Source organism: Chryseobacterium sp. G0162 (genome assembly GCF_003815715.1).
Classification (GTDB): Bacteria; Bacteroidota; Bacteroidia; order Flavobacteriales; family Weeksellaceae; genus Chryseobacterium.
Genome location: NZ_CP033922.1, coordinates 401,440 through 417,571 on the forward strand (window position 1 = coordinate 401,440; position 16,132 = coordinate 417,571).

Sequence of the window (16,132 nt, forward strand, 5' to 3'; positions counted from 1 at the left end):
AATCCAAGGGGAAAATTCCAATTATAAATTATACCTGTAAAATTTAAGGTTACTTTTTATTAATGTGCACGAGCGTGACGCTCGCGCCAGCGTTAGGACATTGATAGTAAGTAATGTGATCTATTATGGAATACTATTCTTTCATATAAGCAGTTTATTTTCCAACAAAAACATACAAATACCCCTATTAATAAATGCTTTACAAAAAAGTCAGCCTTATTAATTTTTCATCTATTTATATTAATTCCAGATAAACGAAATTATTTTCACTTACTATCATAAATTATTAATAATTTAGCAGGATAATTAAAAACGAATGGGCATACTCCTTAAACCAATTGATATTGTAGATGACATTTCACAGGAAGATTTCCGTGAGAAATACCTTAAGCCTCGCAAGCCAGTGGTAATCAAAAACATGGCAAGAAATTGGCCAGCATATCAAAAATGGACAATGGAGTACATGAAGGAAGTGGTTGGCGATGTAGTTGTACCTTTATATGACAGTGCTAAAGCCGATCCTGCAGCTCCTATTAACACGCCCACTACCAAAATGCCATTTGGTGAATACGTTGATCTGATCCAACGGGAACCTACAGATCTGAGAATCTTCTTTTTTGATCCTATTAAGTTTGCTCCTAAATTGTTGGATGATTATATCCCGCCAAAGAATCTGATGGGTGGATTTTTGGATAAATACCCGAGTATGTTCTTCGGGGGTAAAGGTTCCGTGACTTTCCTTCATTATGATATTGATATGCCTCATATCTTCCATACTCATTTCAACGGAAGAAAGCATGTTCTTCTCTTCGAATACAAGTGGAAAACCCGTTTGTATAAGCTTCCTTATGCAACGTATGCCCTGGAAGATTATGATATTTCCAATCCTGATTTTGAAAAATTCCCGGCATTGGATGGGATTGAAGGGATAGAATGTTATCTTGAGCATGGTGATACCCTGTTTATGCCTACCGGCTGGTGGCACTGGATGAAATATCTGGATGGTTCTTTCTCTCTTTCACTTCGTGCATGGGACAAAAGCTGGGCTGTAAAAGCTCATTCTTTATGGAATCTGACTGTTCAGCGAAATTTTGACAACTTCATGAAAGGCAGGTATAAAAAAAGATACATGGACTGGAAAGAAAAAAAATCTGTTGAAAGAGCCAATATAGCTTTGAAGAAGGGACTTCCAAAATAAATTACATCTTACTTCACTGGTTTTATGCGATATGCAATTTAAAAATGATTAAATTGCATAGTGAACCCGTTCCCTTAATACCTGTGTATGTTCGAAAAATTGATTGACAGTTTCGAGAAGCTGTGTCTTCAGATTATTATTGAAATATTGCTGGTGCCGGTAACTATTTTTAAATTGTTTCAGGATCCCCGCCGTTGCTATGATCTGTCCGTTCATGAAATGGAGAAGGAAGAAACCGAACGGTTTCATGACTACCTATCACCCATCAAACTCTCCGTATATACTTCAGTAATTGTATCAGTTCTGCTAATGGATTATGGTGGAGAACAAAATTTCCTGTCACAGATCAAGGGATTAAGTATGGTAGAAAAAGCTTTATTTATATTCCTGATGAACAATTTTACTGCTGTGGTGTTTAGTGTAATATTGTTGTGGTATAAAAAAGAAAAAGTGAATACTATAGCTTTCCGTACCTTACTCTTTTCTTTTATCTATACTACAGTTTACACTTCTACTCCATTTTTTATCCTGATTCTTTCTACCATGTTTCTGGGACATACTATCAATGTACAGTCTTACATAGATCATCTGGATAAAGTATCATTGTCTGGAGATTACAGTTCCGGAGAATATACATTTTTTGTCATTTTCTTACTCTTTTTTGTTATAGGAATGATTGGATTGTTTAAACTATTCAAAGCCCTTCATTATATCCTGAAAGAAAATTTCCGCTATCATCCTTATGTAGTATGGTTCTTTACCCTATTGTTTTTTCTTATACAACTTTATTATGCAAAAGGCTTTGTATAAATAACTATTCATAAAAAACAATGCTAAGCATACCAACGCTATTTCATTTAAAACCTGCACTTTACCTATTAAATCTTTGATATAATTGCTTTATTTCTTCCATCTTTCATAGGAATATTGATGTTTTTTTAACAAACATACCAGTCTGTTCATATTTTGTTTAAATTTGTGAAAAACATAACCAATGTCCAAACCTCGTGAAAGAATATTAAGTACCACCCTGCTTCTGTTTCACAAGCAAGGTTTTAACAGTACCGGCATTAATCAGATCATTGAAGAAGCCAATGTTTCAAAGGCAAGCTTCTATCAGCATTTTAAGTCAAAAGATGAGCTGTGTATTGAATTCCTCAACAAAAGATATGATTATTGGGTCTCGGAACTGGAAAAGTTCATCTCCGGAGCTTTAGGCTCTGAAGAAAAGATTCTGAAATCTTTTGATTTTCTGATGTATATGAATGAAAAAGAAAATTTCAGAGGCTGCAGTTTCTGGAATATCTTATCTGAAATACCTGCTGATAAAGAGGAAATCCATTCCGTTCTCCGCTATCATAAGAATAAGCTGAGAATCTTCTTCAATGATGAAATGAAGGATGAAAAGGTAGCAGCCCATATCTATCTCCTTTTTGAAAGCTCAATACTTACCAGCCAGCTCTATAGGTCCAATGAGTTTATTGAAACCTCTAAAACTATTATTAAAAATATACTTCATTCCTCACACTAAGGAAAGATTAAACATACTCAAATAAAAAACAATTAAAAAAACTATGCAAAACTCTACTTTTGTGCAGAAGACTCATTCTGCAGTGTTCAGGCTATGCCTCATCGGAAGTATTTCCATCTCTTCATTATTTTATTCTCAGGCCGGTAGAATCGGGATAAACACTCCAGATCCAAAAGCTACACTGGATATTACCGCTAAAACAAATGGAAGTTCACAGGCTGAAGGGCTTATGATTCCCAGGCTTACCGGAGATCAGATTCAAACAATGACGGCAAGCATCCAGTCCGGAAGTGAATCTCTAATGATTTACGCTACTGCCACACCAGCTTCCCCTACTTCAAAAGTAGCCAAGATAACCCAACCCGGATATTATTTCTGGAACGGAACCAGCTGGGAAAGTATGGGAGTTAATTCTAATATTTACACTTCAGATGGAGCTATTACAACCGCTTTGGCTTCAAGAAATGTAGATCTGAACGGTAAAAACCTTGTCTTTTCCGGCATTGGCAGTGTAGGGATTGGAACAGCTCCTTCTGCAACGGCAAAACTGGATGTTGCCGGAACGGTAAAAGCAAGCGCCATAGATTATAATTCTGATGAAAGATTAAAACAAAATATTACAGAAATAACATCATCCCCAGAAATCATTAATAGATTAAGACCGGTTTCCTATTTCTGGAATGAAACCGGAAAAAAGAAAGGCGGAAATGCTCAGCTTCAGTATGGTCTTGTTGCTCAGGAAGTAGAGAAAGTACTACCCAACATCGTAAGTACCGATAATGATGGATATAAATCTGTCAACTATAATGAATTGATTCCCCTTTTATTACAAACGGTTCAGGAGCAGGGAAAAAAAATAGAAGAATTACAAAAAGCATTGCAACACCTAAAAAAATCCAAATAATCTTCATGACGGATTGCCTCTAGTCAAAGAGGTATTATGTTTAGCAAAGGTTGAGACAGCTCTCTCTCAATCTATTACCAATTTTGTAATTCTAAGAACATGAAACACAAATTATATTTCATATTATTATTCCTTGCCTCCCAAATTATTTTTGCTCAGAATAATTATTACTGGGTAGGCGGTGCCGGTAGCTGGAGTGATCTGAATCACTGGCGTATAGGCTCAGCATCAGGGCAGGCAGCTACTATTATTCCTTCACGGTATGATAATGTCTATATTACTTCAGGAAGTGGTTTTCCTATTAGTGGAGGTACATTAACGATCCCATCATCAGCTACTTGTAAAGATTTCATTATAGATGATTCATTTACTACTAAGCTAAGTTTTCCATCAGCAAGTGTTTTTAATATATATGGGAATCTGAAATGGAAGTCCAACGCCACAGCATTCTATAATCTTACGATGAATTTGTTTTCAGAAAGCTCCAATCCTACCCCCAATATGATTGACGTCCCCGATAATATGATTGATCCTTCATATATCAACGGTAGTTATCAATCTGCTATTAATCTTAAAGGAAACGGAGCCTTTAAACTGGTGAAAAATTTTGCCAGCAACGGGTTTTTCTATTTCAACATCAGCGACAGTGCTTTTTTAGATACGGATAATAAGAATATCAATTCTATGGTATTCAGCTATAGTTCTACAGCAGCTTCCAACTTCAGGTCCTCAACGGTGACTACCACCAGTACGATGACATTAAACTCAGCGGCTAATCTTACCCAGGCTACAGTTTCCTTTCCTGCATTGAATATACAGACTACCCAGAATATCAAAAAAATACTTCTTACTTCCTCAGGTTACTCTCAGATAACAGGCGGAAATCTTCTGACAGTGGATGAGGTAACAGGAATAGGTGCCGCAGGAGGTAATTTTACCGGAACGCAGTTTAATTTTAACAAAGTTAATTTATATGCCTGCTACATTAATGCAAATTTATATAATGCCAATGATATGGTTTTGGGTGATGGAAGTGCTGAAATGATAGGAACCCGATTTGAAATAAAAAATATGACCCTTGGAAAGGGAAATAATATATTCAGAGCATCACAATTTGACATCAATAATCTTATCTTGAATGGCGGACAATACAGCTTCCGACAAACTTCATCCAATACATATTTTCAGGTTAATCAAAGTCTTACGGCCAATACTCCATGTAACGGAATTATCCCAAAGTTTGTAGCTGTAGAACCTTTATTACCTGTCAACCTGATTCTTCCAGGTTCTATCAATGGAAATGGAGCCGTTTCATTTAATGGTTATAATTTAGCTTCGGTAAAGCTTACAGGCGGGGCATCTGTAACAGCAGGCATAGATGGAGGAAATAATACTGGCACTATTACTTATCCAGGGATTGCCGCAAAGACATATTACTGGATAGGTGGCGGAGGTAACTGGAATGATCCTGCCCATTGGTCATTCACATCTGGAGGGCCTTCTGCTAACTGCATTCCTATCATGTATGACGATGTTATCTTTAATGAAAACTCAGGTTTTACTTCAGGAAATAACACTATTAATAATGGCGGGACAGTTGCCTTAATAAGGAATATGACCTGGAATAATGCTCCTGCCAGTCCTGTTTTGAATATTAACACGACTTTGTATGGTAATCTTTATCTTCAGAAGGACGTGTCTGCTCCTGTTAGCATTAGTTTTATTAAATATAATCCAGGAGATCCGGCAGCAAATCGTTATATGAATTTCGAAGGTCAGAAAGTAAGTCAATTGGTTATCTACGGAAATGATAATTTTTATCTTATGCCCTCTAATTCAGGAACTCCTTATGATGTAGAAGTGGCTGGCATTTTCAATTTTGACAACAATGCCTTAACAAGTAATCTTTATGCTGACGGAAGAAAAATAAAAGCCGGTGAGCTTTGGCTGGGAGGAAATAATGTTAATATAGATAATGCTTTGCTAAGTCAGAATCTTCTCAATATTTTAACAAAACAGACCATTACGGCTCCCAATACTTCTGTATACTTCCAAAACTACAACGGGCGTTATTCCGGTTCAGGAAATACCAATCATTTTTTTGGTAAAGCCTATAAAGAAGGCAGCAGTATTGGAAATATACAGTACCTTACTACTGACAACTTTCAGGTGAATGGTGGTGACATCAGATTTTTTGGAAACAACAAAACAAAAAATGCAGTTATTAATGCAGCTTCCAATATTACTATTTCTGATACTACGGTAAAACTTACCATCACAGACAGCTGGATTTTTAATCGTGCAGACTGTGATTTGGTTCTTACTTTTACTGGTCAGGGTGGAAATAATCTGATCCTAGGCAACAACATTAACGGAAATGGATTCGTTGAGCTCAACCGAATGAATATTTCAGGGATTAACGCAAGCTATATCACTCCTGTTGCAGGTGCAAAACCTATCAATGCCAGCAATTCCGTAGACAGTGGGAATAATTCCGGAATTAATTTCAAGGCCAGCGCTTCTAAAAACTTTTACTGGAAAGGAGGGGCCGGAACCTGGAATGACCTCAACCACTGGTCCCTGGACCCATCAAGCACCAGAGCAACAGCCAATTGTGGCCTTCCTACAATTAACGATAATGTTTTCTTTGACCAGTATTCAGGGTTCTACACTACTGGAATTACAGCTATACAGATGACCAATGATGTTTCAGTAAATGATATCACATTCAGTGGACTCACTCCAGGATCAAGATCTTATTTTGCAGGAAATAACAATTATTACAAAATGAATGTCAATGGAAATATGGTCTTACATGCTGGATATTATGATGCCGGATACTTCAGTGGATTTACGTTTGTCAACATTAATAAACCCACAGGTGCCTTAAAAAATGTAACTCCCAACGGAGCAACATCTGCCTTAACTTTCTCAGGAGATGCTCAATGGAAAATCAATAGAGGAACGTCACAGTATGACCTTATCGGATCTTCAAGCATCAGCCAAACCAATGTACCTGGTAACAGTTTAGATATAAGTGGTACGATAATGAATGTCAATGCTTTTAATCTCAATGGTTCACAGCTGGTGATGGACAACGCAGATCTTACTGTAAATAGTGGCTTCGCCATCAATACCAAACAACCGGTAGTAAACACGGCCAATAGCGTAATCAAATTATTCAGATCTACAGGAGGTTCCGATGCTGATATTGCTTTCAGCAACGTTAATCATTATTTTGAAAGAATAGAATATACCAATTCCACAACGAATACTGACTATATCATCTCTTTTAGTTTTCCTGGCGGGGTTATCAATAATTTCATCATCCGCTCAGCGGTGGTTTCAAGAATTGATAAAGTAAACCCTTCCATCGTTCTTAAAACAACTATGTCAGTCAATAATCTGACTATTGAGAAAAATAATCATGTTGCTTTAGAAGGTAATCTGCAGGTAAACCAATCTTTAAAAATGCTTGGAGATTGTTTGGACAGGCTTACTTTTGCAGGAATCAATGCACCATCAAGAACTTTAATCCTTACTGATTACAGTACCAGTCCATCCAATTATATTATAGATAAAATACAATTAAAGTCGATCTCTTCTTCCGGCGGACAAACGTATACTGCTACTGGAAGTACAGACCTTGGCAGCAATACCGGAATTAATTTTCAGGATGCCATTCCTTCTACGTCAAGAAATCTTTATTGGATTGGAGGTCAGGGATTATGGAGAGATCCTCAGCATTGGTCACTAACCTCAGGAGGAGTTCCTGTTACAGGTTGTGATATCCCAACAGCCATTGATAATGTATTCTTTGATCAGAATTCAGGATTTACTGCTACTTTAAATAAAATACAAATTAGAGGAGCCTATCTTTCAAAAGCTAATAACATTACTTTCAACAATGCGCTCAACCAGCCGGTTCTTGATTTTACTACAGATGGTGGAAATCCTTATTATCTGTCTGTGTATGGCAATCTTACTTTGCAAAGTGATACAAAGATCATCGTTCCGATGTCTACTTTTGGGCTTACCCGAAATATTATTATGGCTCAGGGGACTGCTTCCGGGAAAACACGATATATTGATACCAAAGGAGCCTTCATTCACCTGAATGTTAATGCACAGGACTATTTTGAATTGAAAAGTCCATATCAGGGAGACCTTAACTTTCTGAATGCGGCAGGATTCAAAACTAATAACTTCCCTATGACACTGGTGAACTTTAGCTGGAACCAAAGTATCAACAATAACCCAGTGGTTGATCTTGGACAATCTGTCATTACAGGAACGAGGACGAATAGTGCAGGTATTGCAAACTATTATATGCCTTCAATTCCTTTCTATAATTTTTACAGTCCTTATTTTTATATCAGCACCGGAAATAATCCTCTCACCTTAAATGCCACTGAGGCAAAAGCCGACATGGGATATTTTACAACCAATACTCCGGCAGGTTTCAATTTTGGAGATCTGACCGTTTGGAAAGACGGAATTGTAAATACAGGAACAAGAATCTGGAATTTCAACAAAATGACCTTTCTTGGAAGTAGCACTACCAATAGTGTAAGCACATTGAGTTCCGCAGGAAAATACAAAACACTGTATTTCAATCCCGGTTCTTATCAGGTAGACAATAACCAGACCGTCACTGAAAATCTCTTCATGACAGGAACTCCTTGCAACAGAATTTCTGTGCTGAGATCTACAGCAGGACAAAACACAATTAATCTGGACCCTGCAGCAATGTATACCATGTTCTATGCCTCTATCAGAGATATGAATTTCTCCCGTGCGGTAAGTGCGTACGGAAACAGCCAGGACCTTGGAAATACGGCTAACCTTTCGATTATTCCTACAGATGTTCAGGCCGCAGGATTTGGTGGTAACAAAGCAATTTGTGCTTCGGAATTCCCTAAAACTTATGATGCTTCTGCTTTATATGGTACAGATCCTAATGCTGCCTATACCTGGACCAAACTTAATAATCCTAATTCAGGAATCATAAGTACCGGACGCTTGGTTACTTTTACACAACCGGGAAATTATAGAGTGAACGTAACCTATAGCCAGGATGGATGTAATATTACGGAGGATTTTACCATTTCCTCTATTGCTTTACCTGCTGACAATACCACATATTCACCCATAAGTACGGCAAAACAAGCATCAGGAGATATACAGGTAAAGTTTAAAGGCTCACTTGCCCAAACCTATATTTTCACATATACCATAAATAATGGTCCGGATCAAATGATTACTTCTGCACCTAACGGAGAGGCAATTGTACTCCACTCCAAAGGGCAGTCAGGAACAATGGTTTATCGTCTTAAAAATATTCGTTTTGCTACAGGAGAAGCTTGTCCGGTTGCGATCAATAAAGAAATTGTTGTGAATATCAATCCGGACTGCCCTACTCCAGGTGTTGTAATGCTAATGGATAATATTCTTAGAGGATGTACTTCTGATATGGGAGCAAGACGTCTGTCAGAGTTAAACCCAATAACCATATCTAATCCTCCAGCTGACGCAGGCGTAACAAGACTTATTTCAGGGACAGGAATAGTCGTGAAAGAAGGAAATGAGGTATTTATGATCCGAAATAGCAATGCCTTACCTGAAACTCTTACTCTTCCTGCCAATAAATCTTATATTCAAGGAGCAATTATTTATCACAATAACCATTTCTATGAAGGAGTAGAAAACGGAAAATGGATCAGAGTAGATAATGATTAAAAACAATCAGAAATTCATTCAAACCCACTAATAACCATGAGCCGCATTGATGTATTTTCAATGCGGTTTTTGTTTGAATACAATAGTTATTTTAGATTTAAAGTCAATGGAATTCTATCTTCAGGAAAAAGGGGCTGGAGCCCGATCCTATTGATCTTGATACCTGAATGGATAATAGATGTTTAATGACAATACTTTTTACTTAAACTTGTCACGTTTTCTTCACTAAGTTTGTCTTAAAAAGAAATACCATGCAGGAAAATTACAACAGGCTCCTAACCTACGCCTATAATATTACCGGTTCTTATGAAGATTCTCAGGATTTGGTACAGGATGTAATCGAAAAATATATTTCTTTAGATAAATCTGAGATCAGAAATGAAACCAATTTCCTGATCAAAAGTACTATTAATCATGCCATTAATTTTAAAAACAGGCACAGCAAAAAAATGGTGTATGGCGAATGGTTGCCCGAACCTCTTTCTTTTGAAAATGCAGAAAATAAGCTCATTAAGGAGCAAACGACACGCTATACCCTACTCGTTCTTCTGGAAAAACTGAACGCTAAAGAACGCGCAGTCTACATTCTAAAGGAAGCTTTTGATTATTCTCATCAAGAGATCGCAGAAACGCTCGATATTTCAGTAGAAAACTCCCGAAAACTGCTAAGCCGTGCAAGTAAGCAATTGCAGCATGTAAAATATACACCGGATAACATCAGCCTATCTTCCGGAACTGATATTCTCCAGAAATACCAGCTGGCGTTGAGTGAAGGCAACATTCCCGATATTGAAAAACTGCTTATTGATGAGATCAGGCTTTCAGCAGACGGAGGAAAACGTGTTCGTGTTATCAAAGCTGTGGAAGTTGGAAAATCGGCTACCGCACAGCTTTTGGCTTATGTACAACAACAATTTCTTGGCAAAAAGCCTCATACCTTCCATCTCTTTAATCATCAACCGGCTATTTGTTTCTGGCAGGATGGTCGTATTTATAACTGTCACATCCTGGATATTGATGCAGAAGGAATGATTCGTGAAATTTATTCTATTGTAGATCCTGAAAAGTTAAAAAGGTTGCAATAAATCTGTCACATTTCAGAAATATAGTGTGTCTTTAAAGAAAAAAGTATGAACACACTCCTTAGAATCGACAGCAGTTTAAGAACAGAGAATTCCTATTCACGAACATTAGGTAACTATTTTATTCAGCAATGGATACTCCACAATCCGAATGGAAATATTCTGGAACGGGATGTTAACCAACAGCTTATTCCTCATATCACCCAACAGACCATTGATGCTTTTTTTAGCGAAAATCCTGATAAGAAAAGTATTCATCTATCTGATGAACTGATTGATGAATTATACCAGTCTGATGAAATCTTAATCACCTGCCCTATGTACAATTATGGAATTCCATCTTCCTTAAAAGCTTATTTTGACACGGTTATCAGAACAAAAAAAACGTTTACAGGAAATACTTCTCTGAAAGGTTTGCTTGAAAACAAAAAAGCTTATATCATTTCTTCTATGGGAGGAATAGCTCTTGACCCTCATCATCGAAATCCGTTGGAAAACCATCTCACTTTTCTTTTAAATCATGTAGGAATCACCGATATCTATTATTTTCCATTGAATGGTACCGTCATCGATGAGGTCAGCAATACAGAAAAAATAGCATTACAACAATCCAAAATTTTAAAACAATTCAATCAATGATGGAACAGATTAAACAAGCCATTGAAAAATTCATTAAAGGTGGCGACAATAGTGATCCGGTGCTTTTGGAAGAAATTCTCCACGAAAATTATCAGAATATTCAGGACGGGTTTTTTGACAAATCCGGAATCTTTATTATTCCCAAACAGGAATATATCAATCTGGTAAAGGATAAAATATTTGGTGGAAAACCTCGTAAAATTACTTATCATTCTTTGCAACAGAAAAATAACATTGCTTATGCTCAGGTTTCGTTAGAAAGTTCAGCATTACGATTTTCATCCCTCATCACGTGTGTACAGGAAAACGGAAAATGGCAGGTTATCACCAATGTTCCTTCTATAGAAATTAAATAATTCATAGGCTACGAATGAACGGATTAACATTGCTCATGTATTTTTATCCGTGCATTCGTGGCTAAACTTTATGATTATTTTTTCAATAAACTGTTTACAAATGTTATGGGTTACGCATACATATCAGATGTAATTTTGATCCATAACAATATATTTATGAAACACATTATTCAGCAAGTTTTCCATGATATTTTAGAAAACCCGGTATTTGATTTATCATCCATTGAGAAATATTTCTCAAAAGACTATATCCAATTTGTAGATCATCATCAGCTCAATTATGATGAGTTTATTCTTCATATTAAAAAACTCAAAGACAAAGTAGCTGAGCAGAAGATTGACATCATTAATTATGCTGAAAACGGGAATATCATTTTCACCCATCACATGGCAAAATCAGTATTAAAAGATGGAAGTATAGTGGTACATAAAGTATTGGCAGAGTTTACCATTCAAAATGACAAGATCATACAATGTGATGAACTGACTTTATTATTGGAAGGAGATTTTTCATCTAAAAATTTAGGATCTGAAATCTAAAAAATGTCTATAGACCGCTTCTGTATTAACAAATCTTAAAACAACGTTAATTTTAACTTCAACCCATTTTCCAAACAGACGTTTAAATTTGTTCTGATTTTTATCTAATTAAAATAAAGTGAAGAAAATTTTTACATCTGTTTGGCTTTGTGCTTCCATTTTTTTCTATGCACAAACCGGTACTCTTTCCGGAAACATAAACGACGACGCTAAGATCGCCCTGCCTGGAGCCAAAATCTCCTTATATCCGGGAAACATATACACCACCTCTGATGAGCATGGAAATTTCGTTTTCCTGAATGTTCCTCCCGGAAATTACACCATGAAGGTAGATTACCTTGGGTACGGAATTCATCAATATAATGTAATTGTAGAATCTGAAAAAAATACAAAACAAAATATCATTTTTGATAAAAAGGAAACAAGTATTGGTGAAGTTGTGGTTTCCGGAGCTACGTTGAAAAACCAGGCAAGAGCCTTAAACAAACAAAAGAACAATGCCAATATTACCAATGTAATCTCTGCCGATCAGATTGGACGTTTTCCTGATGCCAATATCGGAGATGCGCTAAAGCGTGTTCCGGGGATTACCATACAGAACGATCAGGGCGAAGCCAGAAACCTTATTATCAGAGGCCTTGCTCCCAATCTGAACTCTGTAACTTTAAATGGTGACAGAATTCCTTCTGCTGAAGGGGATAACCGTAATGTACAGATGGACCTGATCCCTTCTGATATGATTTCCACCATTGAAGTCAATAAAACGCTTACTCCTGATATGGATGCTGATGCCATTGGAGGTTCTGTTAACCTGATTACCAGAGCTTCCCCTAATGGACAAAGAATATCTGCAACATTGGCTGGAGGATACAATCCCATTCGAGAAAAAGGAAATTATACTGCAGGATTTGTCTATGGGAATCGTTTTCTGAACAAAAAACTGGGAGCAGTATTCAGTTTTTCCTATAACAATAATAATTTTGGTTCAGACAATATAGAACCTGTATGGAGCCAGGCTAATGATAAGGCCCAAACTGCTTATATAAGTAAAATGGGGGTGCGTTCTTATAATGAACACCGGATCAGACATAGTTTTGACCTGAATATGGATTATGAGTTCAATTCTAAAAACAAGATCTATGCTTCTGCGATGTACAACTTCAGAAATGATAAGGAAAACAGATTCGCATTAGGATATAAAATAAAACCGGTTTACAATGCTGACGAATCCGAAATTATAGATTGGAAAGGCAGTATTACAAGACAAAATAAAGGTGGAGATGCCCATAATGACAATACCCGTCTTGAGAAGCAAAAAGTTCAGAATTATGCCTTAAGAGGAGAACATCTACTGGGGTCTAAAATAGATCTTGACTGGTCTATGAATTATGCTACAGCTAGTGAAGATAAGCCTCATCAACGTTATATTGAATTCGAAAACAGTAAAATGAGCTTCTCTCCGGACCTTAGTAATCCAAGAGTTCCCATGTTCAATCTTCTTGCAGCAGACAACCTGGGTAGCTATAAACTCAGTGACCTTTCAGATGCCAACAGCTTCACTCAGGAAAAAGAATTTGGAGCCAAGGTGAATGTACGTTTCCCTTTTTCTGTAATTGAGGGTCAAAAAGGAAGACTTCGTACTGGTGCACGAATTCGTTTGAAGGAAAAAGAAAGAGAAAATGACTTTTATACCTTCACCCCTACCAGCAGCATGGGAAGTCTTTTGTCTGTACCCACTCAATATCTTGACGGACACAACTTTCAACCGGGGAATTATGTTCCGGGAGCATTTGTAGATCCTGCGTATTTAGGAGGATTAGATTTGTTTAATCCCGTTTTATTCAATGGAAAATCCAAGCCTTCAAAATTCCTTTCTAACAATTACAGTGCAAAAGAACAGATTTATGCAGGATATATCCGTTGGGACCAGGATTTCAATGATAAACTATCCATGATCGTGGGAGCACGTGTGGAAACTACCAAGATTGATTATACCGGAAACTACGTCATGAATGAAAGTAACCTGGTGGGAAAAATCAATAATACAAATACCTATACCAATGTACTTCCGAATATCTCATTCAAGTATGTTCCGGTTCAGGACCTTGTATTACGTGCGGCATTTACCACTGCCCTTGCCCGTCCGAACTATTACTCGTTGGTTCCTTATCTTAATGTTGTTTCAGAGGATGAGATCGTTTCAGCAGGAAATCCTAATCTGAAGGCAACTTACGCTTACAATTTTGATTTCATGGCAGAGAAGTACTTTAAATCAGTGGGAATTCTTTCAGGAGGTATTTTCTATAAAAATCTGAAAGACTTTATCTATACTTTTTCCCGAAGAAATTATACAGCAAATGACTTTGCGAATGATTTTGCAGGACAATCCAACCCGATTCCGGCTGGTGAGAGCAATTGGAAATTTACCCAGCAGCGCAATGGAGATAATGTAAGTATTTATGGTTTTGAAGTGGCTTTGCAGAGACAATTGGATTTCATCCCCGGAGCATTCTGGAAAGGTATGGGAATCTACGTCAACTATACTTATACCCATTCAAAAGCAAAGGGAATCACTAATGATGAAGGAATTGAAAGAACGGATGTAGGATTTCCGGGAGCAGCTCCTCACATGTTCAACGGATCGCTTTCATGGGAAAACAAGCGCTTCTCAGCAAGGGTTTCTATGAATTATGCTTCTCATTATATTGATGAGTTGGGTGGGAAAGCCTTTGATGACCGTTATTATGATAAACAGTTTTTTCTGGATGCTAATGCTTCCTACAAGATTACAAGCCAACTAAGAGTTTTCGCTGAAGCCAATAATCTTACAAACCAACCGTTAAGATACTATCAGGGAATTCCAAGCAGAACCGCACAGGCAGAGTATTACAGACCACGATTTACCCTAGGAGTGAAATTCGACTTTTAAGAACATGAAAAAGATAATATATTATATATCAGCATTTGCCATTTTTCCTTTGGTGATAGGCTGTAAAGGACAGAATCAATTAGGAGAAAAATTAAAACCAACCGTTATTACAGAAACTGTGGTTCATGATACCGATGATCCGGCCATCTGGATCAATCCTCAGGATGCTTCAAAAAGTATCATCATAGGAACAGATAAAGATACGGATGGTGGACTGTATGCTTTTGATCTGAATGGTAAAATCATCCATAAAGTTTTAGGTCTTAAACGTCCTAATAATGTGGATATTGAATACGGTTTTGTTTTAAACGGAAAAAAAACAGACATTGCAGCCGTTACCGAGCGGGAAACGAATAAAATAAAGCTTTACTCTCTTCCTGAATTGAAGGAAGTGGGTGAAATTTCTGTATTTGACGGAGAAACAGAACGTGGCCCAATGGGAATATCCATGTATAAAAATCCGGAAACAGGAGAAATTTATGTGATTGCAGGAAGAAAATCCGGACCAAAGGATGGCTATCTATGGCAGTATAAGCTTTCAGAAAAAGGAGGAAGAATCAATGGAGATGTTGTCCGTAAATTTGGACAATACAGCGGATTGAAGGAGATTGAAAGTATCGCAGTAGATGATGAACTGGGATATATTTATTATTCTGATGAACAGTTTGGAGTTCACCAATATTATGCAGACCCGGAAAAAGGAAATGAAGAACTTCTTGTTTTCGGGCAAGGTGATTTTAAATCTGATGTGGAAGGGATCTCAATCTATCCTACCTCAAAAGGAAAGGGATACATTTTGGTTTCCGATCAGCAGAATGATACCTTCAATGTCTATCTAAGAGAAAATCCGGCTAAAGGGAGAATTGCAGCTATTCCTGTTTCTACCCTTGAAAGTGATGGCTCTGAAGTTACGAATGTTAATTTAGGCCCCAAATTTCCGAAAGGTGTGTTTGTAGCCATGAGCAATGGCCGGGTATTTCATTTGTATGACTGGAGGATGATTGAAGAAAGAATTCAGGCAGCTGTAAAAGCACAACAAACAAAATGATTTTTTACACATGAATAACACTCATGTTGTCACCAATAATACAATGATTAACATTAGAGATATTTGTGGTTATAATATAGGTTTAAACCATTAAAATTCAATAAGGGTTTAAGGATAATTAAGAATCTTCACTTTAAGTAGAGTTTATTTACAATCGCAGGATTTT

The 16,132-nt window shown here is 37.0% G+C and carries 11 protein-coding genes; all 11 read left to right on the top strand.

What is annotated here, in order from left to right; all coding sequences use genetic code 11:
• Nucleotides 1-316: 316 nt before the first annotated feature.
• The 11 genes from EG344_RS01960 (at nt 317) to EG344_RS02010 (ending at nt 15,966) form a co-directional block, all read left to right on the top strand.
• Nucleotides 317-1,198, top strand: coding sequence for a cupin-like domain-containing protein (locus tag EG344_RS01960; RefSeq protein WP_123908037.1), 882 nt, complete (start codon nt 317-319; stop codon nt 1,196-1,198).
• A gap of 87 nt (nt 1,199-1,285) precedes the next feature.
• Nucleotides 1,286-2,008 (top strand): hypothetical protein, encoded by a 723-nt coding sequence (locus EG344_RS01965; protein ID WP_123908038.1) that lies wholly within the window; start codon nt 1,286-1,288, stop codon nt 2,006-2,008.
• A gap of 184 nt (nt 2,009-2,192) precedes the next feature.
• On the top strand, nt 2,193-2,729 hold the full coding sequence (locus EG344_RS01970; protein ID WP_123908039.1) for a TetR/AcrR family transcriptional regulator: 537 nt from the start codon (nt 2,193-2,195) through the stop codon (nt 2,727-2,729).
• Between the two features lie 61 nt (nt 2,730-2,790).
• Complete coding sequence (locus tag EG344_RS01975) at nt 2,791-3,633, top strand: tail fiber domain-containing protein (RefSeq protein ID WP_164464373.1); 843 nt, start codon at nt 2,791-2,793, stop codon at nt 3,631-3,633.
• Nucleotides 3,634-3,732: 99 nt separating this feature from the next.
• Nucleotides 3,733-9,372 carry a hypothetical protein gene (locus EG344_RS01980; protein ID WP_123908041.1) on the top strand — a complete coding sequence of 1,880 codons (5,640 nt, stop codon included), beginning with the start codon at nt 3,733-3,735 and terminating at the stop codon, nt 9,370-9,372.
• Nucleotides 9,373-9,623: 251 nt separating this feature from the next.
• Complete coding sequence (locus tag EG344_RS01985) at nt 9,624-10,457, top strand: sigma-70 family RNA polymerase sigma factor (protein ID WP_123908042.1); 834 nt, start codon at nt 9,624-9,626, stop codon at nt 10,455-10,457.
• Between the two features lie 45 nt (nt 10,458-10,502).
• Complete coding sequence (locus EG344_RS01990; RefSeq protein WP_123908043.1) at nt 10,503-11,093, top strand: FMN-dependent NADH-azoreductase; 591 nt, start codon at nt 10,503-10,505, stop codon at nt 11,091-11,093.
• On the top strand, nt 11,090-11,449 hold the full coding sequence (locus EG344_RS01995) for a nuclear transport factor 2 family protein (RefSeq protein ID WP_123908044.1): 360 nt from the start codon (nt 11,090-11,092) through the stop codon (nt 11,447-11,449). The genes EG344_RS01990 and EG344_RS01995 overlap by 4 nt, the downstream gene beginning before the upstream one ends.
• Before the next feature lie 156 nt (nt 11,450-11,605).
• Nucleotides 11,606-11,989 carry a hypothetical protein gene (locus EG344_RS02000; protein ID WP_123908045.1) on the top strand — a complete coding sequence of 128 codons (384 nt, stop codon included), beginning with the start codon at nt 11,606-11,608 and terminating at the stop codon, nt 11,987-11,989.
• 118 nt (nt 11,990-12,107) lie between these two features.
• Complete coding sequence (locus tag EG344_RS02005) at nt 12,108-14,918, top strand: TonB-dependent receptor (protein ID WP_123908046.1); 2,811 nt, start codon at nt 12,108-12,110, stop codon at nt 14,916-14,918.
• Nucleotides 14,919-14,922: 4 nt separating this feature from the next.
• The gene (locus EG344_RS02010) at nt 14,923-15,966 is read left to right on the top strand and encodes a phytase (protein ID WP_123908047.1); all 1,044 of its coding nucleotides are present in this window, start codon (nt 14,923-14,925) and stop codon (nt 15,964-15,966) included.
• The last annotated feature ends 166 nt before the right edge of the window (nt 15,967-16,132 follow it).

What these genes read in the sequence shown, in the direction of transcription:
- EG344_RS01960 (WP_123908037.1), top strand. Translation starts at nt 317, where the DNA reads ATGGGCATACTCCTTAAACCAATTGATATTGTAGATGACATTTCACAG.
- EG344_RS01965 (WP_123908038.1), top strand. Translation starts at nt 1,286, where the DNA reads ATGTTCGAAAAATTGATTGACAGTTTCGAGAAGCTGTGTCTTCAGATT.
- EG344_RS01970 (WP_123908039.1), top strand. Translation starts at nt 2,193, where the DNA reads ATGTCCAAACCTCGTGAAAGAATATTAAGTACCACCCTGCTTCTGTTT.
- EG344_RS01980 (WP_123908041.1), top strand. Translation starts at nt 3,733, where the DNA reads ATGAAACACAAATTATATTTCATATTATTATTCCTTGCCTCCCAAATT.
- EG344_RS01985 (WP_123908042.1), top strand. Translation starts at nt 9,624, where the DNA reads ATGCAGGAAAATTACAACAGGCTCCTAACCTACGCCTATAATATTACC.
- EG344_RS01990 (WP_123908043.1), top strand. Translation starts at nt 10,503, where the DNA reads ATGAACACACTCCTTAGAATCGACAGCAGTTTAAGAACAGAGAATTCC.
- EG344_RS01995 (WP_123908044.1), top strand. Translation starts at nt 11,090, where the DNA reads ATGATGGAACAGATTAAACAAGCCATTGAAAAATTCATTAAAGGTGGC.
- EG344_RS02000 (WP_123908045.1), top strand. Translation starts at nt 11,606, where the DNA reads ATGAAACACATTATTCAGCAAGTTTTCCATGATATTTTAGAAAACCCG.
- EG344_RS02010 (WP_123908047.1), top strand. Translation starts at nt 14,923, where the DNA reads ATGAAAAAGATAATATATTATATATCAGCATTTGCCATTTTTCCTTTG.